Genomic DNA, 22,595 nt, shown 5'->3' with positions numbered 1-22,595 from the left:
CAGCAAAAACCACTGCGCACCTCAGCGGGAACTTACGCAGGTGTCGGCCAAGGTCAGGAAAGCGCATAAAGCAAAATATTGACGCCAAACTTGGTGTTGTCCTCGGCCAGAAAGCGCTTATTGCGGAAGTCGTAGTCCCACTCGCAGCCGTAGTCTTTGTTGGAGTAGAGCACGCCGATGCGGCCCTTTATTTCCACGGCTTTGAGATAGTCGTGCACCAGGTCGTCGCCCCAGCCATTGAGCTCGAAGCCGGTGTTGGGCGGACCGTCCTTGAACTTAAAGAACTGATTATAAATAGGATGCGTTTTCGGGATTTTCTGCAAGGCGGTGGCCCCGAAGCACACGCGCATCTGCTCCTCGAAGGAGCGGGCGAAGAGGCCGTCGATGTCGTGGTTGCAATCGTCCACGAATACGAAGCCGCCGTTGCGCACGTACTGGGTGAAGTTCTTTTTTTCAGCCGCCGAAAACTGCACCAGCCGGTGGCCACTGAGGTAGCAAAAGGGGTAGTTGAAGAGCTCGGGGCTATCGAGGGCCACTACCTTCTCCTTGGCCTCGACGGGCACCGTGGTGTACTCCACCAGCGAATGCAGCAGGTTGGCGGGCATGCGCTCGTCCACGGCATCCCAGTCGCCGGAGTGGTAGCTGAGGCGCACAAAGGTGAAAGGAGTAGGCATTTAGCAGCAAGCCGCCAGCCGCATACCCGCGGCCGGACTCCGCAAATGAAACACGCGCGCGCTGGTAGTTGCGTGCCGGCCGCAACTTTTTATCGGCTGATTATCGGCACGTTAGCCTGAAAATAATAATAACCAGCTGACTATCAGCGCTTGCGCTCCCAAAACGACCGCCTGGTAAATCACCAGCCGCCGCGCCCCCTGCCAGCGGCCGGCCAGCGAGCGGGCCGGCGGCCCCACTTTGCGCCCCAAAAAAGCCGCCAGCGCCGCGTCGAAGTCCGCGGCCTGCGTCGGCTGCTCGTGCAGCAGCGCAAAAAACTCCACATCGAGGGCCACGCGCCAGGCCAGGTATTTGGCCAGCGCCGCCAGCAGCAGGGCTACCACTACGCACAGCTTCACCGTCGCCGACGCGGGTATCAGCGCCTGCACCAGCGTGCCCAGTAGCAGTACCGACGACGCGCCATCCAGCACGCGCCCGGCCCGTAAAAAACCCAGCACCACCCGCAGCATAACCGGATTGTCAGCGTTCATTGAGGAGTTGTTATCGAGTGATTTTCAACAGATAAGCTGGCAAAATAAGCTGCCAGCGCCGCCTGGTGGCCGGCTCCCAGCACCACCTGCGGCCGGGCGGCGCGCAGCTGCGCCAGCGCCTCGGCGGGGGTGGCGCAGCTGCCGCGATGCAGCAGCCAGGCCGCCACCACCAGCGCGCTGCGCGAGTAGCCGAGGGCGCAGTGCACCAGCACCGGCGGGTGGGCGGCCAGCTCATCGAGGGCCGCCACGGCTTGCGCCAATTGCGCGGGGGTGGGCACTACCAGGTCCAGCAGCGGAACGCTGCGGTGAGGGCGGGCGCGGGCGGCGCGGCTCAGGCTGAACTCGGCGGTGAGGTCGAGCACCGCGCCGGCAGGCAGGTGCTGCCAGTCGGCGCGGCCGGGTACGCGGCCCAGCCAGATGCCCGGCGCCACCTCGGCGCTCGGCGCGCCCCGGCGCGTAAACCAGCGCGAGGAGGCCCACGCGCCCACCTGGTAGGGCAGCAGCAGCAGGCGCGCCGCCCAGCTCAGCCGCCCGTCGTGCTTCTGAAAAATGGCCACGCCGCGGCCCGCGTAGGCCAGGCCCACCAGCAGCAGCGATGTGCTGGTCCAGAGTAGCAGCCACGCCCAGCCGCCGAGCGCCACGGCCAGCGCCAGGCACAGCGCCGCGCCCAGCAGGTAGCCGGCCGCCAGCTTGCGCTGCCAGGGCCGGTCGGCAGCCGGCGGCCTGGGGGCGCGTCGCCACGCAAGTGGCTCATCCGGAAATAGATACACGCAGAGTACGCCCACCGCCGCGCCGGCCGCGCCATCAATAAAATGGTGCTGATAGGTGGTGAAAACCGATAGCGCAATCAGCAAAAACCAGCCGTGGGCCAGCCAGCGTGCCACCCCGCGCAGGTGGCGCGCAAACACCAGCCACACCAGCAGCACCAGGCTGATGTGCAGCGAAGGCGCCTGGTTATACGGCTTGTCAAACCCCGCCAGCATCGTAAACAGCGCCCCCGTAAACCCGCTCGTGGCGGGCCGCACGAAGCTGAACTGCAACGGAAACAGCAGGAACCCCGCCACCGATAAGACACTGGCGCTCAGCAGCCGTTTGGCGTGGGTATCGAGTTCGGCGCGGGTGGCGCACAGGTACAGCGAGCCGGCGTAAAAGGCATCCAGCGCCATGTAGGGCACGATGGTCCAGGGCCAGAACGGGATATGCTTTTCCCAGCCAAACACCACCGAGCCCACGTGCGGCAGCCGGGCCGTCCACCAATTGGCGAAGCCGTAGGTGAGGAAGAAAAACGGCCCCAAAAACGCCAGCCACCCCGCCGCCCGGAGCCAGGGGCGGGGTTCGCTAGGTGGGTTTTTGGATTTAAAAAAGAACGTCATGCTGAGCTTGTCGAAGCATCTCTACCGCTTCGTTGAACGGTGTAGATGAAGCGGTAAAGATGCTTCGACAAGCTCAGCATGACGTTCTTTCTTAAACCTTAAAAATAACTGTAAACCACCTACTTGCGCCGGGCCAGTGACACCGTGAAAATGCCCCACTGGTCGGTGAGCTGGTCGATTTTCTCGAAGCCGGCTTCGGCCACCAGCTCGTCTATCTCGGCCTGCACGCGGCGGCGCATCACCCAGGCCGCGCCCGCGCGGTGGCTGGTGAGCGAGCGGGCAATCAGCTCCAACTGCGGGTGCCAGGGCTGGTTGGTGTAGAGGAGGTAGCCGCCCGCCTCCACTGCGCCGGCTACGCCAGCTAATGACTTGCTGACTAACTTGTTATCACCAAACAGCTCGTAGAGGCCCGATACCACGGCCAGCGTGGGGCGGGGCTGCAACGCGGCCAGCCCGGCCTGGTCGAAGGCGTCGCCTTGCTCGAACTGCACCAGGCCGGTGAGGCCTTTTTCGGCGATGAGGCGGCGGCCGTCGGCCACGTTGGCGGGGCTGTAGTCGCGCAGCAGCACGCTGTCGGTTTGGCCGGGGCGGGCGGCTACGGCTTCCAGGATGTAGCGGCCGTGGCCGGCCGCAATGTCGAGGATGCGCACCGGCTGGCCGGCGGCTTTCAGCAAGTCAATAGCCTGGCCGATAAGCTGTTCCAGGTGCTGCTTGCGAATGCGGATGCCGCGCCAGCCGATGCTGTTCAGGAATGCGTTATCGACCAGCTTGCCCACGGGCGTGAAGCCCTGCTGGCGGTTTTGGTACACGTAGTCGAGGGTGCTGCCCGAGTCGAAGCCGGTGGCCAGGCCGTTTTTCATGCCCGTCGAAAACCGGCCGCCCACGCCCACCCAGAAGCGGCTCATGGCCCAGTAGAGGCGCGCCGCGGCTGTGGTGGCGGGCGCGCTCAGGGTATCAAACTCGCGCTTGGTGAGGCCGTGCTGGTCGGCATCGAGCAGGCCGGGGCGGGCGGGCGTGGCGGCAAACAGGCGCTCGATAAACGCACGGGCCAGTCCGATGGGAATGGCGCGGTTGCGCTCGCCCAGCGTGTCGTGCAGGAAGTCGTCGAGGCGGTGCAGCTCCTTGTTTTCGGTGCCCAGGTTGTCGAAAAACGTCTGCTGCGGCTCCTCATACACCACGGCATCGCTGCCCGAAACCAGCACCTGGGTGGGCACGTGAATGGCCGCCGCATCGGCCACCACGCGGGTGGCGGCCTCGTCTACTTCGAGCAGAATATTGGCGGCTATGGGCCTGGTAATGAGTGGGTCGGCGTGGTAGGAGGCAATGCGCGCCGCATCGCTAGTGAGCTGGGTGGGTTTCACGTACGACTTCACGAAGTAGTTGCCCCGCGCCGCGTACAGCAGCTTGAGGCCGGCCAGCGCGCCGGGCACAATGAGGTTGATTTTGAAGGCCGGCGCGGCCAGTATCATGCCGCGCAGGCGGGGCGCGTAGTCGTGCACCCAGGTGGCCACCGTCACGGCCCCGAAGCTCTGGCCGATAACCACCACGTTTTCGGTGGCAATGCCGTGATTCGTAGCAATGTGGCGCACAAAGGCGTCCACGTCCTTCACCAGTACGCCGTAGTTGTCGGCCGCGCCCCGCTCGCCCGGCGACTGGCCGAGGCCGCGCGCATCCCAGGCGAAGAAATCGAAATCGGGCAGCGAGAATTCGTCGGCCAGGTGGGCCATGCGCCCGCCGTGCTCGTGGCCGCGGTGGAAAAGCACGATGGCTTTTTTGCCCGCCGCGCCGCCCGCCGCCGGCCAGTGCCGGTAGAAGAGCGAGGTGGCATCGAAGGAAGCGAAATGGCGCTCCTGGCAGGGGCGGATGGTGTCGTAGGTAGCGTTCATGCGAAAAGAAAAGTAGTGGTTGATAGTAGATTTTATATTGTGAGAAAATAACAAAAGGAACGTCCTGCTGAACGCAGTGAAGCATCTCGCTCGCTTAATTAAACGATTGATTTACTGCTGCGAGCGAGATGCTTCACTGCGTTCAGCAGGACGTTCTTGACCACTTTCGGCCAGCCCAAGCTGCGCGCGCAACTCGCAAAGCTGTTCGCGCAAGGTGCTCATAAACTGTGCTTTATCACCTAGGTAGCTTAATGGGTGGCCCACAATTGCCTGCACATTCATGGGCACCGCAATAGGCGCGCCGCGCGGCATCGACTTGCCCATGCCGGCCAAAAATACTGGCACGATGGGCACCTGCGGAAAGCGCCGGGCCAGGTACCAGATGCCCGATTTAAGCTCGCCGAACTGCTCGGGCTGGCCGCGGGTGCCTTCGGGAAAAACGATGACCACCTGGCCGGCGGCCAGGGCGCGGTAGCAGCCTTCAAGCGGGTCAATGTCAGCGGCTTGGCCGCTGCCGCGCACTATGGGGATAATGCCCACCAAATGGGTTGAAAACCACCGCAGCCACCGGCTTTTACAGAAATAATCGGTGGCGGCCACCGTTTGCACATCTGGCACGCGGCGTAGCGGAAACAGGGCCAGCAGCGCCAGAATATCGAGGTGGCTGTTGTGGTTGGCCACTATGATGGCGGGGCCCTGCTGGGGCAGCCGCGCACGGTGGCGCACCCGCAGGCCCAGCCACAGCCGCATGACCGGGTAGGCCATGCCCAGCGCAAACAGCTGCCGCCACAATGCACCTTGGCTTGGCATTAGTAGTAGAGATAATAGGTATAGTGAAAAAATAGCGGCGCTGCGTAGGTGAGCGAGTCGAGCCGGTCGAGCACGCCGCCGTGGCCGGGCAGCAGCGTGCCCGAATCCTTTACGCCCACATCACGCTTGATGGCCGAAACCACGACATCGCCAAAAAAGCCGAATATGCTGATAATGAGGCCCGCCAGCACCGCCTGCCCCGGCCCGAAGGGCGTGAGCCACGGCCCCAGCGCCCAGGCCAGCAGCGTGGTAGTGCCCACGCCGCCCAGTAGGCCCGCCCAGGTTTTGTTGGGGCTCACGGTGGGCGTTATGCGGCGGCCGCCCAGCATTTTACCCCACAAAAACTGCGCAATGTCGTTGAGCTGCGACAGCACCAGCAGGTAAAAAACCAGCAACTCGCCAGGTACCGGGCCGTGCGCGCCAGTGTGCGCGGGTAGTACCAGCAGGTAGGCTACGTGGCTGATGCTGAACACGGTAGCCATCAGACCCCAGTGCACCGTGCCCGCCGCCTGCAAAAACCCCTTGGTTTCGCCGGCGATAACCATGCGCACCGGCAGCAGCAGAAAAAAGTAGACCGGAATGAAGACGATGAACATCCCGTACCAGGCCAGGTGCACCCACAAATACTGCCCCGGAATGGCCAGGTAGGCCAGTAGCAGCACCGGGTTATCGACGGGCCGGGTGGGCACCAGCGATAAGAATTCCCGCAGGGCCAGGAAGCTCACCAAAGCCGCCAGCACGATGGCCACCGGGCGGCCCAGCGCCAGGCCCAGCGCCAGCAGCGCTGTGAGCCCCCACCAGGTTTGGATGCGCTGCCGCAGGCTGGTGTAGTCGTGCGCGGGGCGCCAGCGCATCAGCCCCGCCGTGGCGAGCGAGGCCAGCACCAGCAGCCCCGCGAGGCCACAAAAAGCGTAGATTAGGATAGGATTCACTGGTAATCAAGTAGTTGAATTTGCGGCGGCTCGCAGGGCCTGCCGTACCCGATTCCAGCAGGTGGCAACCAGCAGCAGGACCAGCCCGCCAAAGGCGTAGTTGAGGTAGGGGCTCACGGGCAGGCCCAGGGCCACGGCCAGCGCCAGCGCCGCAAAGGCGGCGGCCCGGTCGCTTTTGCCGCAGGGGCCGTCGTAGCGCCGCCCGCCGCCCACCACCTGGCCCACCACGCCCACAAACTCGCTAAGCAGCGCCAGCAGCACCACAAGCACCACGAGGCTGGCGTGCGCGCCCGGCAGCAGCGCAAACGGCAGGTAGAGCGCAGTATCAGCCACCACGTCGCCCACTTCGTTGAGCACCGCGCCTAGGCGGCTCTGCTGGTTGTACTCGCGGGCCAGCATGCCGTCTATCGCATTGAGGGCCATGCGGGTAAGCAAAAAGGAGGGCAGCAGGCCCCAGGCCCAGCGGTTGGCCGGGGCCAGCGCCAGCCAGCCGCCGTAGGCCAGCGAGGCGAGCCCGGCCGCCACCGTTACGGCATTGGCCGTGATGCCCGCGCCGTGCAAGGCCGCCAGCAAAGGCCGCAATAACTGTTGAAAGCGAGGCTTGAGTGCATAAATAGAAGGCATGGCGGCGAATGTAGGGGACGCCCGCGGCGCAAACGGCCCGTTGACTAAACAAAGCTGCGGGCTGCGCGCCCGCCTCACAAACGCATTTGTGCGCCCGTCAGACTTTAGCAAGCGCGCTAAAGCTGGCGCCATAGCTCATAATTCATTGATACTTAACGAGCCGGGCCAGAGCTTTGTCTGACTTTAAGCCGCGGCTGCCGGCGCGTCGCCGGGCCGACCGGTTGCGCGCCGCCGGGGGGCAGCTACCCGGCCGGGAGCCGTAAATTGCCGCTTTATTGGCGGTGGCGTGCAACGTACCAAACGCCCCGCGCACTCGTTACCCCGGCGGTGGCCACTGCGCCGCCGCGCTATTCACCCCTCTTTCTTTTGTTTATGAAATTCTCTGCTCTGGCCGCCGTTTCGCTGCTTGCTTGCGCGCTCGCGCCCAAGGCCCACGCCCAGTTCGGCATCAAGGCCGGCGTGAACGAGGCCGTGCTCAAGGGCCGCGTTGGCGAAGACGCGACCTACAAAACGTACTTCCACGCCGGTGTTTTCTACGAAGCCAAACTGATTGGCCCGCTCTCCATTCAGCCCGAATTGCTATACTCGTTGCAGGGCTCGCAGCTGAAAGGTGCCACTACCGTTACCAACTACACCACCCAGCTCAACTATATCCAGGTGCCCATCTTGCTGAAAGCCACCCTGGGGCCGGTGTTTGTGGAGGCGGGCCCGCAATTCGGCTACCTCGTGGCGGCCAATGAGAACGGCACCGTGCAGGTGCGCACCGCCAGCGGTAACGTGGCGTTTCGTGATATGAACCAGTCGTCGACCGGCAACTACAAGCGCGGCGAAATTGCTGTGTGCGCCGGCCTGGGCCTCAAGCTGGGCTCGCTCATCCGGGTGGGCGGCCGCTTCGTGGCGGGCCTCAACGACGTCAATAACCTTCAGTATCTGCAAGGCGTGAATGACCCGCAACTGAAAAACCGCGTGTTTCAGGCCTACGTGGCCGTGCAGCTGCCAAAATTGTAGGGTAAGCTTCAGCTTGCCAACGGGCGCGCCAGCCGCGCCTCAGTAAGTGTAGGGTAAGCTTTGGCTTGCCGGTAGGCGCGCCTGGTGCGCGCGCCGGCAAGCCAAAGCTTACCCTACACTTATATAGCGTCCGACAGGCTCGTGAACGTGAAGTCCCGAATTTTGAGGGGTGGCACCAGGCAGCCGGCCAGGCGCACGGGCCGGCCAATGGCCTCAATGTTATTGAGCATAATAATAGGGCTCTCGTTGAAGCGCAGGTTTTTAATGGGGAATTTGATGGCCCCGTTTTCGATGTAGAACGTGCCGTCGCGAGTGAGGCCGGTGTAGAGCAGCGTTTGCGGGTCGACCTCGCGGATGTACCAGAGGCGCGTGACCAGGATGCCCTTGGCGGTGCCTTTGATGAGTTCGGCGGTGCTTTGGGTACCGCCGCTCATGATGAAGCCGCTGGGGAAGGGCGTGGCCGTGGTCTTGTTTTTTTCGGCCCAGAAGCGCGAGTAAAACAGGTTTTTGACCACACCTTTCTCCACCCAGCTCATGCGCCGGGTGGGCAGGCCCTCGTCGTCGAAGGCGTTGCCGGGCACCTCGGCGTTGAGCGGGTCGGAGTAGATATTGATGCGCTCATCGAAGAGCTTTTCGCCCTTGCGGTTGCCGCCGCCCTTCTTGGTCATGAAGCTGCGGCCCTCGTCGGCCGAGCGCGCGCTGAGGCCATATACGAGCCCGCCGAGCAGCGAAAGGTCGTCGCCGGCCATGAGCGCGGCCGGCTCCAGAATCACGGTGTATTTGCCCGGCTCAATGGCCTTGGCATTCACCGAACCCAGGGCCTTGTCGACGGCGCGCTGGGTCAAGGCCTTGGTATTGAGCTTAGTAGGGTCCGTAACGTCGGCAATGGCGTAGCCCGAGCCCCGGCCGTCGGCGGTGCGCACCGTCACCGAAAAGTCGGTGTTGGTAGACTGCTGGTAGGCCTCCAGGCCCTTGGAGTTGCGCAGCGCCGTGAAGCGCGTGCCACCATCCAAGAAGCCCGCGGAGGTCAGGTTTTTGGCCGCGCACAGGGTCATGCTATCGGCCGCGGCCTGGGCGCGCAGCGCGGGCGTGAGCGGCGTAGAAGCTGCTGAGGGCGGGTTGAGGTAGGTTTGGGGCCCGAGCAGGGCCACGTACTCGGGGCTTTCGGGGGCCAGCTTGGCGATTTCCTCGGCCCGCTGCACGCAGCGGCGCAGGGTGGCGTCGTCAAACTCGTTGCAGGTGGCAATGCCGCTGCGCTTGCCAAAGCGCGCCTCCACGGCCAGCGACACGTTGTCTTGCGCGCCGGCCGTGCTCACGCTGTTGCGGGCGTAGCGGATGTTGCCGGCCGTGCGCCCGCTCAGCGATACCGCGCACTCGTCGGCGGTGCTGTAGCCGAGCACTTTTTTCAATAAAGCCTGGGCTTCGTCTTTGGATAGGATAGCCATGTTGGGGAGCAGCCCCACCCCCCGGCCCCCTCCCCTGCGGGGGAGGGGGAGCCGCGGCGGCGCAGGCATTAGCTTGATGATGATGCAGTTGGAAAATCGACTGGCTCCCCCTCCCCCGCAGGGGAGGGGGCCTGCCCCATAGGGGTCTCGTGGGGCTACACCTTCCGCGCCGTGTTAATGACGTTCACGCCATTAAACCGCGTGGTGGCCGAGCCGTGGCTCACCGACGACACCTGGGCGGGCTGGCCCTTGCCGTCGAAGAAGGTGCCGAAGAGGCGGTAATCACTCTGGTCGCAGCTGCCGGCGCAGGCGCCCCAAAACTCCTGGGTGTTCGACTGGTAGGCCACATCCTCAATCGGCTCCGTGATTTTGCCCTTCTCGATGGCGAAGAACAGCTGCCCGCCAAACTGAAAGTTAAACCGCTGCTGGTCAATGCTAAATGAGCCGGCGCCAGCGATGTAGATTCCTTTATCCACCTTGCTCACCATCTCATCCACGCTCAATTTGGCGGGGCCGGGCTTGAGGCTGATGTTGGCCATGCGCTGGAACTGCACATCCTCCCACGACTGCGCGTAGCAGCAGCCATCCGACTCCTTCTGGCCCACGATGTGCGCCTGGTCGCGAATCTTCTGGTAATCAACTAGTTTACCGGCCTTGATGATGTCCCACTCCTTGGTTTTCACGCCCTCATCGTCCCAGCCCACGTTGCCCACCGAGCCGGGTTGCAGCTTATCGGCCACGATATTGACCTGGGGCGAGCCGTAGGGCAGGTTTTTCGCCTTCCACTCCAGGGTGGCGAAGCTGGTGCCCGCGTAGTTGGCCTCGTAGCCCAGCACACGGTCGAGCTCGGTGGGGTGGCCCACGCTCTCGTGGATGGTGAGGCCCAGGTGGCCGGGGTCGAGCACGAGGTCGTACTTGCCGGGCGTCACCGACTTCATGGCCAGCTTGGCCTTGGCCTGCTTGCCAGCCAGCGCGGCATCGGCTAGTATGTCGTAGCGCAGCTTATAGCCCACAGTATCAGTGCCCTGCGGGCCGCGCACCTGCTCGGTGGCGCTGGGCGTGAGGTACTCGTAGCCCATGCCCACGGGCGCGCTTAGTGATTCGCGCGAGCGAAACTTACCCGACTTGGTATCCACGGCCGTGGCGCTGAAGGTGGGCCAAAGGCGGTGCACATCCTGGTCGATGTACGAGCCGTCGGTGCTCGCAAAGTACTTCTGCTCATTTACTTGGAAGAGCGCCGAGTTGATGTAGCTGGCCCCGGCATCCAGGGCGGCCGCGTTGGCGGCCAGCAGCAGGTCGGCCTTTTGCTTCACTGGCACCTCGAAGGCGCTTTGCAGCACGGGCGTTTTCCAGCTCACCTCGCCGAAGCCGGCCTGGGGGGCCAGCTGCACGGGCTCCTTCATTACCAGGCGGTTGGCCTTGGCAATGTCTACGGCCAGGCGGGCGGTGGCGGCCAGGCTGGCCTCGGTAACTACGCTGGTGGAGGCAAAGCCCCAGCATCCACCCACCAGCACCCGAATGCCCACGCCGTAGCTCTCGGTGCTCACGATGTTCTGCACCTGCTTTTCGCGGGTAAACACGTACTGGTTGAGCGAGCGGCCGATGCGCACGTCGGCGTAGCTGGCCCCGGCGCTCTTGGCGGCGTTGAGGGCCGCGTCGGCCAGGCGCTTCTTGAGGATGGTATCGGCGCCGGGCTCCAGCAAGCGGCTGGGGTCCACGCGCTTAGCCCCGAAGCCGGGCAGGCTGGGCAGCAGCAGGGCCGTAGCGCCCAGTCCGGTAAGGGCAGCAAAGTCGCGTCTGTTCATAGGAGGAAAGGTGTAATTGGTTGGCAGGAAGAAGTTGATAGCGGCAAGCTAGTACTGGTAGGGCTTAAAAGAGCGGTCCGTTTGCCTGGCCGCTCTTTTCTGGGACTGCACATATTCGGTTCGCGTCGCAATCCATACCATTCAAAGTATTGCACACGAAGGCTGTACAATTTTGTGCAACGTGCCGTATATTTGCCAAAAATAATAGCAAAATAAGATGGGCACGACAATAAACGAAGCCGCTGGCGACACGTCGTCAGCCTTGATGGGGGAGGTGCTAAGGCTCTTGGCAGCCTCAGATACGCCCACTTTAGCTTCCTTAATCGAAAAGAGAAGAGAAGAGCTACAATTGTCGACTAAGGCAGCAAGCGAAATACTTGGTATGCCCCGGTCGTCATACGAGCGGCTAGTTACGGGGGTATTGCAGAAGCTTGACGTTTTAACCGTTTATAAGCTAGCACACTTTCTAGATACCCGAATTGAAGATATTATGCAGCTATTCGCTGCATCTGCTATGCCACCTGAGGATTTCAAAGCAGTCGAAAAAGTAAAGGAGGCATCCTTTATCGCGAAGAACTTTGATGTTGAAAAACTTAGAAAAATTGGCTTTATAAAATCGGCTGATTATGAGCACATCAAAGAGCGTATAATTGAGTATTTTGGGCTGTCATCGCTTTATGAATATGGCGTAGAGACGGCAGCCATATTGTTCAGTAGGGCGAGGACTACTGTTGAGGATAAGATGATGAAGTTCTGGATTTTATCTGCTTACCAGCAGTTCCAGCGTATCAATAATCCTCATCCTTTTAATCCAGAAAGGGTAGAGCAGCTTGCTATGCAAGCTAGGCAGTACACCCGCAAGGAAAAAACAGGTCTGCTAACAGTTATGCGAGCGCTCGACGAAGCAGGTGTAACTGTAATTACGCAACGGGCACTACCAAATACATCGGTTCACGGGGCCACATTTATTGTGAATAAGAAGCCGTGTATTGTGCTGACGGACCACTTCAAGCGTTACCCAACCTTATGGTTTACACTACTTCATGAGTTAGCACATATCATATTTCATATGGATAAATTGGCTACTATGAAGTTTCACATCAGTGATGGAGTTGAAGACCTATTCTTGATTGAGGCACAGGCTGATAAATTTGCTAAGCAGCTTCTGCTGTCGCGCCAGAAATTTGATTACATCAAGAACTACATCAACATTGAATCATTCGTTACAACTTATGCCGAGCAGAACAATATCCATCCCTCGGTAATTTATTGGCTGTATGCACAAGAGTTGAGGGAGCAAAATGATGATTCTGGTTGGCGTTATTTCAGCCGCTATATCACCATGTCAGATGTTTGTCCCGCCCAACTTCATAGTGCGCCTTGGCTTGCTAAGTCAATCGTTGAAGAGGCCGATAAGAACAAAGCTCTAATTTCTAACCCTTCACAAATTTAGACTGGCTTTCCAATGCAAAATGACGAGTTTCCCAGCGCAGATGAATTTAAAGCAAGCGATGCTTCTGATACTGCCAAGAAAGAACGAGATGAGCAGGAGCGGCTTTTTCAGGACAAGCTAAAGCGTATGTCTGATGAAGCCGAAGCAAATGCGGAGGCAAAGCAGTCTGGTTTTGATTTTTCGGAAGGAGAAAGTGAGGATGAGCCGTTCAAACCTGAACTAGCTGGTGACTTACAAAATCCGAAGGAATCATACGACCTCTATTATACCATTCGACGGCTTTTAATGCAGGGGCTACCTACCGGAGATAAGAATAAAAAACTAAGACAATTCGTATACGACGAAAAGAATCTCTATCTCCGACAGGGTGTTCATCGTCCAGATGATGGTAGCATTGTTGGAGCAGATAGCCGGCAATCGCGGCTTCAGTTTTTGCGCGAAGCGTATGCTGCGACAAATGCCTGGGCAGCCCGGGGAGGAAGTGCTAACGATATCTTTTTAGAATATTACGACTTGAATAAGAAAATGCGCTTTCGTTAGATAGTATTTAACACATAAAAAAAGCCGCTTCTTGAAGCGGCTTTTTTTATGTGTTAAATAATTACACGGCGTCGGACAAGCTTGTGAACGTGAAATCGCGAATCTTAAGCGGCGGCACCAAATTGCCGGCCAAACGTACCGGGCGGCCGATGGCCTCCAGGTTGTTGAGCATGATAATCGGGCTTTCGTTGAAGCGGAAGTTCTTGACTGGGAACTTGATAGCGCCGTTCTCGATGTAGAACGTGCCGTCGCGGGTGAGGCCGGTGTAGAGCAGCGTTTGCGGGTCAACGGGGCGGATGTACCAGAGGCGCGTCACCAAGATGCCTTTTTTGGTGCCCTTGATGAGGTCGGCGGTGCTTTGGGTGCCGCCCTCCATGATGAAGCCGCCGGGGCCAGGCAGGTCGGGGATGCCCGATTTCTGGGCCCAGTAGCGGCTGGTGTAGAGGTTTTTCACCACGCCCTTTTCAATCCAGGTGGTGCGCTGCTGCGGGCGGCCATCGCCGGCGAAGGTGAGGTCGGGCACCTCGGCGTTGGTAGGGTCCGAATAAATCGTCACGCGCTCATCAAACATCTTTTCGCCCTTGCGATTGCCGCCGCCCTTCTTGCTCAAAAAGCTGCGCCCCTCATCGGCCGAGCGGGCGTCGAACGAGCGCATGAGCGCGCCCAGCAGCGAGGCATCGGAGCCCGAAACCAGCGCATTGGGCTCCAGAATAACGGTGTACTTGCCCGGCTCAATGGCCTTGGCCCCCAGCGAAGCCGAGGCCTTGCCGGCCGCCACAGCGGTCAGGACTTTGGCATCAAACTTCGACACGTCCGTAAAGTCAGTGGCCGCGTAGCCCGAGCCCAGCCCATCGGGCGTGCGCACGGTGATGCTGAAATCGAGGTTCGAGGTGCGCTGGTAGGCCTCCAGCCCTTTCGAGTTGCGCTTGGCCACGAAGCCCGCCTGGTCATTCAAGAAGCCCGCCGACGACAGCTTCTTGCCGTCGCAGTACTGCATGCTGGCCGCCATCTGGTTGGCGCGGTAGTCGGGCGTGATGTTGGCCGTGCTCTGCGCAAACGACTGGGGCGAAGCCAGATACGTCTGCGGCCCGAGTAGCGGCATCGACTCGGGGCTTTCGGGCGCGAGGCGCGCAATTTCTTCGGCACGCTGCACGCAGCGGCGCAGCGTAGCCTCGTCAAACTGGTTGCAGGTGGCGGTGCCCGAGCGCTTGCCGAAGTACGACGTCACGGCCAGCGACACGTTGTCCACAGCCCCGGCCGTGCTGATGGAGTTGCGCGCCGAGCGCACGTTGCCCTCCAGGCTGCCGTTGAGGTTGGCCTCGCACTCGTCGGCGGTGCTGAAGCTGAGGACTTTTTTGAGGATATCCTGGGCTTCGGTTTGGGAAAGAATTGCCATGTTGTGGAGTTGCAGCCCCACCCCCCGGCCCCCTCCCCTGCGGGGGAGGGGGAGCCGAGGAGGCGTAGGCTTCATTTGATTGACGATTGTAGATTGAAAATCGTTTGGCTCCCCCTCCCCCGCAGGGGAGGGGGCTGGGGGGTGGGGCTACCCGATTTTACGGGCCGTGTTAATCACGTTCACGCCATTGAAGCGCGTGGTGGCCGAGCCGTGGCTCACGGCCGAGCTCTGCGAGGGCTGGCCCTTGCCGTCGTTGAAGAAGCCCGCGAAGCGGTAGTCGCTCTGGTCGCACGAGCCGGCGCAGGCGCCCCAAAACTCCAGGGTATTGGTCTGGTAGGCCACGTCTTCGAGCATTTCGGTAATTTTGCCCTTCTCGATGGCGTAGAACACCTGGCCGCCAAACTGCGAGTTATAGCGCTGCTGGTCAATGCTAAACGAGCCGTTGCCAGCGATATAGATGCCTTTGTCCACCTTGCTCACCAGTTCATCCACGCTCATTTTGCTGGGGCTGGGCTTGAGGCTCACGTTAGGCATGCGCTGAAACTGCACATCGCGCCACGACTGCGAGTAGCAGCAGCCGTCGGAGGCGTCCTGGCCCACAATGTAGGCCTGGTCGCGAATCTTTTCATAATCAACTAGTTTGCCCTGCTCAATGAGGTTCCACTCCTTGGTTTTGACGCCCTCATCGTCCCAGCCCACCGCACCCAGCGAGTTGGCTTGCAGCTTGTCGGCCACAATATTCACCTGCTTCGAGCCGTAGGGCAAGCCCTTCTTTTTCCACTCCAAGGTGGCAAACGAAGTGCCCGCGAAGTTGGCCTCGTAGCCCAGCACGCGGTCCAGCTCCAGGGGGTGGCCCACGCTCTCGTGGATGGTGAGGCCCAGGTGGTGCGGGTCGAGCACGAGGTCGTACTTGCCGGGCACCACGCTCTTGCAGGTCAGCTTTTGCTTGGTTTGCTTGGCGGCCAGGGCGGCATCTTCCAGGATATCGTAGCTGTTTTTGTAGCCGATAACGCCCGAGCCCGCGGGGCCGGCCATCTTGTCGGCGGCCTTGGGCGTGAGGTACTCGTAGCCCATGCCCATGGGCGAGCTCAGGCTCTGGCGCGAGCGAAACTTGCCGCTGGCCCGGTCCACCACCGTCACCCCAAAGGTGGGATAGATGCGGTGAATATCCTGGTCGATATACGAGCCGTCGGTGCTCGCAAAGTACTTCTGCTCATTCACTTGAAACAGGGCCGAATTCACAAACGACGCGCCGTTGCCGAGCGCCGCCGCGTTGGCCGCCAGCAGCAAATCAACCTTCTCCTTGATGGGCACCTCAAACGCGTTTTTCTCGATGGGCGCCTTCCAGCTTACCTCGCCGTAGCCCTTCTGGGGGGCCAGCCGCACGGGCTCCTTCTGCACCTTCGAGTTGGCCTTGGCGATGGCCACCGCCTGCTGGGCCGTTTTGGCGATGCCCGCGTCGGTCACGTTGTTGGTCGAGGCAAAGCCCCAGGTGCCGTTGGCAATCACCCGGATGCCCACGCCAAAGCTCTCGGCATTGGCAATGTTCTGCACCTGCTTCTCGCGGGTGAAAATGCCCTGATTGAGCGTGCGCTGGATGCGCACGTCGGCGTAGGTGGCCCCAGCGGCCTTGGCGGCGGTGAGGGCCACGTCGGCCAGGCGCTTTTTCTGGGCCACGTCGAGGCCGGGCTCCAGCAGCTGGGCGGGGTCAACAAGGTTGCCGGCGAGGCTTGGGAAAGCGGGGAGCCACAGGGCACCGGCCGCCAATCCAGTAAGAGTAGTAAAGTCGCGTCTGTTCAAAGTTGAGGAGCGTAAAGGTTTGAAGGATAGAGAGTAGTTGGTTGTTCTGGCGGGCGCCTCACCCCCTAGCCCCCTCTCCGAAAAGGAGAGGGGGGACTAGATATTTAGCACTAGCTTAAAAGCTGAGTCTAAAACTAGAACTAGTCCCCCTCTCCTTTTCGGAGAGGGGCTAGGGGTGAGGCGCCCCGTTAGGGCCGCATAAGATTTACCCAATCTTCCGGCCCGTATTAATCACATTCACCGCATTGAACCGCGACGTGGCCGAGCCGTGGCTCACGGCCGACACCTGCGAGGGCTGGCCCTTGCCGTCGAAAAACGAGCCGAACATGCGGTAGTCGCGCTGGTCGCACACGGCCGCGCACGAGTTCCAAAACTCCTGGGTATTAGCCTGGTAGGCCACATCGTCGAGCATGCCCGCGATTTTGCCCTTCTCGATGGCGTAGAACACCTGGCCGCCAAACTGAAAGTTATAGCGTTGCTGGTCAATGGAATACGAGCCGCGGCCGGCAATGTAGATGCCCTTGTCCACCTTGCTTATCATCTCGTCCACGCTCAGCGGGGCGGTGCCGGGGCGCAGGCTCACGTTGGGCATGCGCTGAAACTGCACCGCATCCCAGGAGTCGGCGTAGCAGCAGCCGTCGGAGGCGGTTTGGCCCACGATGTGCGCCTGGTCTCTAATCTTCTCGTAGTCAACCAGTTTGCCCTGGTCGATGAGCGTCCACTCCTTGGTTTTCACGCCCTCATCGTCGTAGCCTACTGCGCCCAGCGAGCCGGGTTGCAGCTTGTCGGCCACGATGGTCACGTTTTTGGAGCCGTAGGGAATATTCTTCGCCTTCCAGGCCAAATCGGCGAAGCTGGTGCCCGCGTAGTTGGCTTCATAGCCCAGCACGCGGTCCAGCTCCAGCGGGTGGCCAATGCTCTCGTGGATGGTGAGGCCCAGGTGGTTGGGCTCCAGCACGAGGTCGTATTTGCCAGCCAGCACCGAGGTAGCCGTGAGCTTGGCCTTGGCCTGGCGGGCGGCCAGGGCGGCGTCTTCCAGCAGGTCGTAGCTGTTGCGGTAGCCCACCAGGCCGGTGCCGGCGGGGCCGGCTACCTTGTCGGCGGCGCTGGGCGTGAGGTACTCGTAGCCCAGGCCCATGGGCGAGCTCAGCGCGTCGCGGGTTTTAAATTTGCCGCTGGCCCGGTCAATGGCCGTGACCGAAAACGTGGGCCAGATGCGGTGGATATCCTGGTCGATGTACGAGCCGTCGGTGCTGGCAAAGTACTTCTGCTCGTTTATCTGGAATAGGCTGGAATTGACGAAGTTAGCACCGTTGGCCATGGCGGCGGCGTTGGCGGCCAGCAGCAGTTCGGCCTTCTGGGCCACGGGCACCTCGAAGGCGTTTTGCTTGATGGGCGTTTTCCAGCTCACCTCGCCGTAGCCCTTCTGGGGGGCCAGGTTCACGGGTTCCCTCTGGGTTTTGGCGTTGGCTTTGGCCATGGCCACGGCCAGCTTGGCGGCCTGGGCCAGGCCGGCATCGCTCACGTTGTTGGTGGCGGCAAAGCCCCAGCTGCCGCCCGCAATCACGCGCACGCCGGCCCCGAAGCTCTCGCCGCTGGCGATGTTCTGCACCTGCTTTTCGCGGGTAAACACGCTCTGGTTGAGGTAGCGGCCAATGCGCACGTCGGCGTAGGTGGCACCGGCGCTGCGGGCGGCGTTGAGGGCCGCATCGGCGAGGCGCTTTTTGGCGGTCACGTCGAGGCCGGGCTCCAGCAGGCGGGCGGGGTCTACGAGGGTGCCGCCGAAGCCCGGAAAGTGGGGCAGCAGCAGGGCGCTGGTGGCCAGGCCGGTAAGGCCCACAAAGTCACGTCGTTTCAAAGCGAAAGAAAATTAAAGGCAACCGGCAAAAACCGGCCGGCAAGATGGCATTTTTTTCATGAAAAAGACATATTCGCCCCGCGGGCGTTGCAGCGGGGCGGCCGTCTTTTTGTTGAATCAGCTTAAAAAAGCTTTGCCGGCGGACCGGGGCAACTATCCTGGTAAGCCAGGGGCGGCTTTTGCCCAAGCTGGCCGCCGATACCAACGTGGTGTTCGATGCGGTGCCGCCCAGCCAAGCTGTTAGGAAGCAGGGCGCAACCTTGGATTTTGGGAGCCGGGTAGTATATTTCTTGCCCGCTCTCCTTTTCCCACCCCAATACCCTGGTTTTTATGCAAATACGTCGACTTTTGGCGCTCGCCGCGCTCAGTTTTCTGGCGATGAGCAATAGCTGCAAGAAGGAGGACGATGTGGTGCCTTGCAATGCGTCGGCCGATGTGACGACCTGCCAGATAACCGGCCTCACGGCCCGCATCACCGAGCCGGTGCCCACCGTGGGGCAAACCAACGACTACGTTATCAACTCGGCAGCTGAGTATCGGGCGCTGTTTGCGGGCAAAAAGCTGCCGGCCGTTGACTTTGCTACCTACACCCTGCTGGCCGGCAAAACCCGCACCGCCAGCGCCAGCCACGTAGCCAGCCAGCAGGTGCTGCAAACCTGCGCCGGCTATACCTACGCCGTAAAGCTGGCCGCCGATGCCAGCCCCGCCGCCGCCAATGTGGTGTACTACGTACTGGTGCCCAAACTGAGCCTGGGTTCCCAGGTCAGGTTTGCGGTCGAGTTGCCGCCGGTAGTCGCAGTGGAGGGTGTTTCGACTATTGAGACGGTCAGGTAATTTAACTACTTATCAATAAATAAGTTAGTACATAAGGGTGCGTGCTCCGGTCCGTCGGCGAAGCCGGCCGACTGGTCGACGGGCGCGCCGCTTGGCCAGTCGTACCAGCATCGTTCACTGGCTCTAGTCCGTTGTGCCGTCGTTGTTCACGCGACAGCCGGTCCGCCGGCAAAGCCGGCCGACCGGAGCGTATGTGCTAACTACTTGCCCATCAGCTCCTTCACGGCCGCGTCGAGTTGCGCATCGCGCGTGGTGTAGCTCTCGCCGATGGGGCGGGTTACGGGGATGTCCACGGGGCGGGGGTTCATTTCCATCACCTGGCCGTTGCGGGTGGCGCGGATGGTGCTGGTGGGCAGGCGCAGGCTGGAGCCGTCGAGCAGGGTGGCACCCGAGGTGAAGATAATCCAGCCGCCGGTGGGCTCGCCCACTATTTTGCCCAGCCCAGAGGCCCGGTAACCTTCGCTAAAGTCTTCAGCATCAGAGAGGGAGTGCTGGTTGGTGACGAGTACCGTGGGTACTTCCAGGCTGCGCTGGCCGAGGGCGCTGCGGGCGGGCACGGCCGCTGCCATGCCCCGGCTGCGCATGCTGAGGTAGCTGCGGCGGGCCAGCACATCAATGGCGTACACGTTCACGAAGCCGCCGTTGTTGTTGCGCACGTCCACCACCACGCCCTCGCGGGTCATGTTTTCGGCGTCGAGGTCGAGGTACAGCTGCGCCAGGGCGGCGGCCGACATGTCGAACATGTGCACGTAGCCGAGGCGGCCGCCGCTGGCCTGGGCCACGTAGGCGCGGCGCTCCTCCACCCACTGGCGGTAGTCGAGGGCCTTCTCGGTGTCGCGGCTGAGGGGGCGCACCACCACGTCGCGCTCCTTATTATCCGAAGAAACGCGCAGCGTGGTGCGGCGGCCCACCTGGTATTGCAGCAGCTCATCGAGGTTGGTGGTGCCGGTGAGGGGCTGGCCGTTCACGGCGAGCAGCACGTCGCCGGGCTGGAGGCTGGCCAGCGCCCCCGCGCCCAGCGGCAGCACGGTGGTAATGCGCAGGCGGCCACGTTGCTCATAATCAGCGGCATCGAAGCGCAAGCCCAGGCGGCCGGTGGCGGGGGCTACCGTGCCGGTGGGCGGGGCGGCCGGCCCCATGCCCGAGTGCGAGGCGTTGAGCTCGCCAATCATCAGGTTGGTGAGGCGGCGGGCTTCGTCGGGGGTGCGGGCCCCGGCGATGTAGGGCGCAAACCTGGCGTGCTGGGCCGGCCAGTCGGTGCCGTTGAAGGCGGGGTCGTTGAAAAAATCGCGCAGGTAGGCCCATGCCTCGTCAAAGACCACCATTTTCTCCTGCTCAAAATCCACGTTCAGCTCGGCCGTTACGGCCACGGCGCGGGCCGTGCCCTTGCCGGCCTCCACGGGCACCACCTGGATGCGGCCCTGGTCGAGGAAATATACTTCCTTGCTATCGGGCGAAAACTGCGCCTCGCGCTTGGCCCCGGCCGTGGCCGTGAGCTGCCGCGCCGTGGCGGGCTCCTTGCCCAGCTCATCGAGCGGGTACACGTAGAGGTTGGTTTGGTTGGAAACGGTGGCCGTGAGCAGCAGCCACTTGCCATCGGGGCTGATGGTTTGGGTGCGCACATCCACGCCCACCGGCACTAGGCTCAGCCGCCGCCGAATGTCGTCGAAATTGATGGTGACGGGCGGCTTGGCGGGGGTGGCGGCCGCCGTAGCTGCGCCTTTCTTGCCTTTATCCTTCTTGCTGATTGCTTGGTCTTTAGCGCGAGCCGAGTCGGCAGCGGCTACCGGCAGCGGGGCCGGCGTGGGGGACTTGGCGGGCGCGGGCGCGTTCTTGTCGGGTGCGGTGGGGTTGGGGACTGACTCCTTGAATAAGTCACGAAACTGGTCCTCGCGGAAGCGCGGCGTGCGCAGCTGCAAATCCACGCGGGCCACCTGGGCATCCTCGGTGCGCTGGCCGGTGTCGAAAAGCAGGTACTTGCCATCGGGGCTCCACGAGAGCGAGTTGCTGTTGGTGTTGGCCAAAAAGCTGACTGGCCGCGCCGCGCCGCCCGCCGTGGGCACCACCTGCACGTTGGTGAAGCCCCGCGCCCCGGCTGGCGCAAACGCCAGCCAGCGCCCATCGGGCGACCACACCACCGAGCGCTCGGCAGCCAGCGGCGGCCGGCCAAAGCGCCCGGTGCCCGCCACCCGCTCCTGCTTGCTGGCCAGGTCCAGAATACGCAGCTCCTGGGCGTCGCGCTCAAAAGCCAGTAGCTTGCCATCGGGCGAGAAGCGTGGCCGGGCATCGCTGAGGATGGCGTTAGTGAGGCGCGTTTCCTGGCCCGTGGCGAAGGTGTAGCTGTATAAATGCTTCGCGCCGTCGCGGGCCGAGGCGTACACCAGCCGGCGGCTGTCGGGCGCCCAGGCCAGGTCGGTTTCGGCGGCCACGGTGGTGGTGAGGCGGGTAGCGTCGCCGCCATCGGCCGCGGACGCGGCAAATACTTCGCCGTGCACGATAAAGGCCACTTTCTTGCCATCGGGCGAGAGGGCCAGCTCCTGCAAGCGGTCAGTAAAGCGCTGGCGCTCGGTGCCGGGGCTAGCCGGCGCGCCCCGCCGCCGAATGGCCACCGGCTGGGCCTGGCCCGTGGCGGTGTTCAGCGTCCAGATGCCAAAGTCGCGCTCAAACGCCACGAGCTGGCCATCGTATGAAATGCTGGGCCACAGCACGCGGCCATCTTTGAAATTGGTAACCTGCTGGGGTTTAGCATTATCCAGGCCCACCGTCCAGATGTTTTCGGCCCCGCCCTGGTCGCTGGTATAAAACAGCTGCTGGCCGCCCGGCCCCCACATGGGCCACAGCGCCTTGCTGCCGCCGCTGGTGAGGCCGCGGTAGCTGGGGCCGGTTTTGCCCTCCTGCCGCAGCCAGATTTCGGACTCGTCCAGGTGGCTGTGGCCGTGCCGCCACCACTGGTTGGAAGCCACGCCGCGCGCGGCAAAGGCCAGCGTGCGGCCGTCGGGGCTGGGTGCGGCGAAGAACTCGTTGGCGTAGCGGTCGGCGCTCACGGCGGTGGGCGTGCCGCCGCCCACCGGCACGCGGTAGATGTCGTTCATGCCCGCGATGTCGCGGCTGGTGCTCGAAAAATACAGGTACTTGCCATCGGCGCTCCACCCATCCAACTGGTCCAGCCCGTCGTCAAACGTCAGCCGCTTCAGCTCGCCCGAGGCAAAATTGAGTAGGTAGATATCGCCGTTGCCGCTGCGCGTGGAGGTGAAAGCCAGCGACTTGCCGTCGGGCGCATACAGCGGGCGGCTCTCGGTGGCGGGGTGGGCCACCAGCAGCCGGGCCTCGCCGCCGGCCACCGGCACCGTCCAGATATCGCCGCCCGACACGAAGGCCAGCTCCTGGCGGTCGGGCGCCACGGCGGGCTCCGAGTAGTAGGGCAGCGGCGCGGGCGGGGTGGGCGGGGTAGCCAGCGCGGGCCTGGCGGCCAGCAGCGGCAGGCTAAGGCCGGCAAGCCGGCAATGGTGCACGAGGGTAGAAAAACGCATACGCTTGGGGTGAGGATACGACTGGCCCCAAGGTAGCCGCCGGCGCGGTAATCGTTGCACGGCCGCCAGGAGTAGCCCAGCTTACTGCGGTTCCCAAAG

At 62.3% G+C, this 22,595-nt stretch carries 17 protein-coding genes; 4 read left to right on the top strand and 13 right to left on the bottom strand.

Features of this window, described 5'->3' with window-relative positions; translation table 11 throughout:
- Nucleotides 1-53: 53 nt before the first annotated feature.
- The 7 genes from QMK33_RS13190 to QMK33_RS13160 all read right to left on the bottom strand — a co-directional run bounded on the left by QMK33_RS13190 (nucleotide 54) and on the right by QMK33_RS13160 (nucleotide 6,827).
- Entirely contained in the window at nucleotides 54-674 is a 621-nt protein-coding gene (locus tag QMK33_RS13190; RefSeq protein ID WP_283565066.1) for a DUF4159 domain-containing protein, read from the bottom strand.
- A 111-nt stretch (nucleotides 675-785) separates the two neighbouring features.
- Nucleotides 786-1,202, bottom strand: a complete 417-nt coding sequence (locus QMK33_RS13185; protein ID WP_283565065.1) for a hypothetical protein — start codon at nucleotides 1,200-1,202, stop codon at nucleotides 786-788.
- Nucleotides 1,199-2,575 carry a phosphatase PAP2/dual specificity phosphatase family protein gene (locus tag QMK33_RS13180; protein WP_283565064.1) on the bottom strand — a complete coding sequence of 459 codons (1,377 nt, stop codon included), beginning with the start codon at nucleotides 2,573-2,575 and terminating at the stop codon, nucleotides 1,199-1,201. The genes QMK33_RS13185 and QMK33_RS13180 overlap by 4 nt, the downstream gene beginning before the upstream one ends.
- Before the next feature lie 119 nt (nucleotides 2,576-2,694).
- Complete coding sequence (locus tag QMK33_RS13175; protein WP_283565063.1) at nucleotides 2,695-4,461, bottom strand: bifunctional alpha/beta hydrolase/class I SAM-dependent methyltransferase; 1,767 nt, start codon at nucleotides 4,459-4,461, stop codon at nucleotides 2,695-2,697.
- Nucleotides 4,462-4,572: 111 nt separating this feature from the next.
- Entirely contained in the window at nucleotides 4,573-5,271 is a 699-nt protein-coding gene (locus tag QMK33_RS13170; protein WP_283565062.1) for a lysophospholipid acyltransferase family protein, read from the bottom strand.
- Nucleotides 5,271-6,203 (bottom strand): phosphatidate cytidylyltransferase, encoded by a 933-nt coding sequence (locus QMK33_RS13165; protein ID WP_283565061.1) that lies wholly within the window; start codon nucleotides 6,201-6,203, stop codon nucleotides 5,271-5,273. The genes QMK33_RS13170 and QMK33_RS13165 overlap by 1 nt, the downstream gene beginning before the upstream one ends.
- A gap of 6 nt (nucleotides 6,204-6,209) precedes the next feature.
- Entirely contained in the window at nucleotides 6,210-6,827 is a 618-nt protein-coding gene (locus tag QMK33_RS13160; RefSeq protein WP_283565060.1) for a CDP-alcohol phosphatidyltransferase family protein, read from the bottom strand.
- Nucleotides 6,828-7,199: 372 nt separating this feature from the next.
- On the opposite strand from QMK33_RS13160, the gene QMK33_RS13155 reads away from it, so the two are divergent.
- A complete protein-coding gene (locus tag QMK33_RS13155; RefSeq protein ID WP_283565059.1) occupies nucleotides 7,200-7,835 on the top strand; it encodes a porin family protein in 636 nt (211 codons plus the stop codon).
- 119 nt (nucleotides 7,836-7,954) lie between these two features.
- On the opposite strand, the gene QMK33_RS13150 is transcribed toward QMK33_RS13155, so the two are convergent.
- Nucleotides 7,955-9,280 carry a TldD/PmbA family protein gene (locus tag QMK33_RS13150; protein ID WP_283565058.1) on the bottom strand — a complete coding sequence of 442 codons (1,326 nt, stop codon included), beginning with the start codon at nucleotides 9,278-9,280 and terminating at the stop codon, nucleotides 7,955-7,957.
- A 155-nt stretch (nucleotides 9,281-9,435) separates the two neighbouring features.
- On the bottom strand, nucleotides 9,436-11,085 hold the full coding sequence (locus QMK33_RS13145; protein ID WP_283565057.1) for a TldD/PmbA family protein: 1,650 nt from the start codon (nucleotides 11,083-11,085) through the stop codon (nucleotides 9,436-9,438).
- A 217-nt stretch (nucleotides 11,086-11,302) separates the two neighbouring features.
- Between QMK33_RS13145 and QMK33_RS13140 the strand changes: the two genes are divergently transcribed.
- A complete protein-coding gene (locus QMK33_RS13140) occupies nucleotides 11,303-12,538 on the top strand; it encodes an ImmA/IrrE family metallo-endopeptidase (protein ID WP_283565056.1) in 1,236 nt (411 codons plus the stop codon).
- A 12-nt stretch (nucleotides 12,539-12,550) separates the two neighbouring features.
- On the top strand, nucleotides 12,551-13,078 hold the full coding sequence (locus QMK33_RS13135; RefSeq protein WP_283565055.1) for a hypothetical protein: 528 nt from the start codon (nucleotides 12,551-12,553) through the stop codon (nucleotides 13,076-13,078).
- Between the two features lie 61 nt (nucleotides 13,079-13,139).
- On the opposite strand, the gene QMK33_RS13130 is transcribed toward QMK33_RS13135, so the two are convergent.
- The 3 genes from QMK33_RS13130 to QMK33_RS13120 form a co-directional block, all read right to left on the bottom strand.
- Nucleotides 13,140-14,474, bottom strand: coding sequence for a TldD/PmbA family protein (locus QMK33_RS13130; RefSeq protein ID WP_283565054.1), 1,335 nt, complete (start codon nucleotides 14,472-14,474; stop codon nucleotides 13,140-13,142).
- A gap of 147 nt (nucleotides 14,475-14,621) precedes the next feature.
- Complete coding sequence (locus QMK33_RS13125) at nucleotides 14,622-16,274, bottom strand: TldD/PmbA family protein (RefSeq protein ID WP_283565053.1); 1,653 nt, start codon at nucleotides 16,272-16,274, stop codon at nucleotides 14,622-14,624.
- 205 nt (nucleotides 16,275-16,479) lie between these two features.
- Complete coding sequence (locus QMK33_RS13120) at nucleotides 16,480-18,132, bottom strand: TldD/PmbA family protein (protein WP_283565052.1); 1,653 nt, start codon at nucleotides 18,130-18,132, stop codon at nucleotides 16,480-16,482.
- A 378-nt stretch (nucleotides 18,133-18,510) separates the two neighbouring features.
- Between QMK33_RS13120 and QMK33_RS13115 the strand changes: the two genes are divergently transcribed.
- Complete coding sequence (locus QMK33_RS13115) at nucleotides 18,511-18,966, top strand: hypothetical protein (RefSeq protein ID WP_283565051.1); 456 nt, start codon at nucleotides 18,511-18,513, stop codon at nucleotides 18,964-18,966.
- 200 nt (nucleotides 18,967-19,166) lie between these two features.
- Here QMK33_RS13115 and QMK33_RS13110 read toward each other — a convergent pair whose 3' ends face one another.
- On the bottom strand, nucleotides 19,167-22,496 hold the full coding sequence (locus QMK33_RS13110; protein WP_283565050.1) for a S41 family peptidase: 3,330 nt from the start codon (nucleotides 22,494-22,496) through the stop codon (nucleotides 19,167-19,169).
- Nucleotides 22,497-22,595 lie beyond the last annotated feature (99 nt).

Source organism: Hymenobacter sp. H14-R3 (assembly GCF_030063445.1).
Taxonomy (GTDB): domain Bacteria; phylum Bacteroidota; class Bacteroidia; order Cytophagales; family Hymenobacteraceae; genus Hymenobacter.
The sequence above is the reverse complement of the archived record's forward strand: the minus strand, read 5'-3'. Positions and strand labels throughout refer to the sequence as shown.

Bases quoted from the DNA above. Each gene is read 5' to 3' on its own strand.
- QMK33_RS13185 (WP_283565065.1), bottom strand. From the start codon at position 1,202: ATGAACGCTGACAATCCGGTTATGCTGCGGGTGGTGCTGGGTTTTTTA.
- QMK33_RS13160 (WP_283565060.1), bottom strand. From the start codon at position 6,827: ATGCCTTCTATTTATGCACTCAAGCCTCGCTTTCAACAGTTATTGCGG.
- QMK33_RS13155 (WP_283565059.1), top strand. From the start codon at position 7,200: ATGAAATTCTCTGCTCTGGCCGCCGTTTCGCTGCTTGCTTGCGCGCTC.
- QMK33_RS13190 (WP_283565066.1), bottom strand. From the start codon at position 674: ATGCCTACTCCTTTCACCTTTGTGCGCCTCAGCTACCACTCCGGCGAC.
- QMK33_RS13150 (WP_283565058.1), bottom strand. From the start codon at position 9,280: ATGGCTATCCTATCCAAAGACGAAGCCCAGGCTTTATTGAAAAAAGTG.
- QMK33_RS13180 (WP_283565064.1), bottom strand. From the start codon at position 2,575: ATGACGTTCTTTTTTAAATCCAAAAACCCACCTAGCGAACCCCGCCCC.
- QMK33_RS13170 (WP_283565062.1), bottom strand. From the start codon at position 5,271: ATGCCAAGCCAAGGTGCATTGTGGCGGCAGCTGTTTGCGCTGGGCATG.
- QMK33_RS13115 (WP_283565051.1), top strand. From the start codon at position 18,511: ATGAGCAATAGCTGCAAGAAGGAGGACGATGTGGTGCCTTGCAATGCG.
- QMK33_RS13130 (WP_283565054.1), bottom strand. From the start codon at position 14,474: ATGGCAATTCTTTCCCAAACCGAAGCCCAGGATATCCTCAAAAAAGTC.
- QMK33_RS13110 (WP_283565050.1), bottom strand. From the start codon at position 22,496: ATGCGTTTTTCTACCCTCGTGCACCATTGCCGGCTTGCCGGCCTTAGC.
- QMK33_RS13175 (WP_283565063.1), bottom strand. From the start codon at position 4,461: ATGAACGCTACCTACGACACCATCCGCCCCTGCCAGGAGCGCCATTTC.
- QMK33_RS13140 (WP_283565056.1), top strand. From the start codon at position 11,303: ATGGGCACGACAATAAACGAAGCCGCTGGCGACACGTCGTCAGCCTTG.
- QMK33_RS13145 (WP_283565057.1), bottom strand. From the start codon at position 11,085: ATGAACAGACGCGACTTTGCTGCCCTTACCGGACTGGGCGCTACGGCC.
- QMK33_RS13135 (WP_283565055.1), top strand. From the start codon at position 12,551: ATGCAAAATGACGAGTTTCCCAGCGCAGATGAATTTAAAGCAAGCGAT.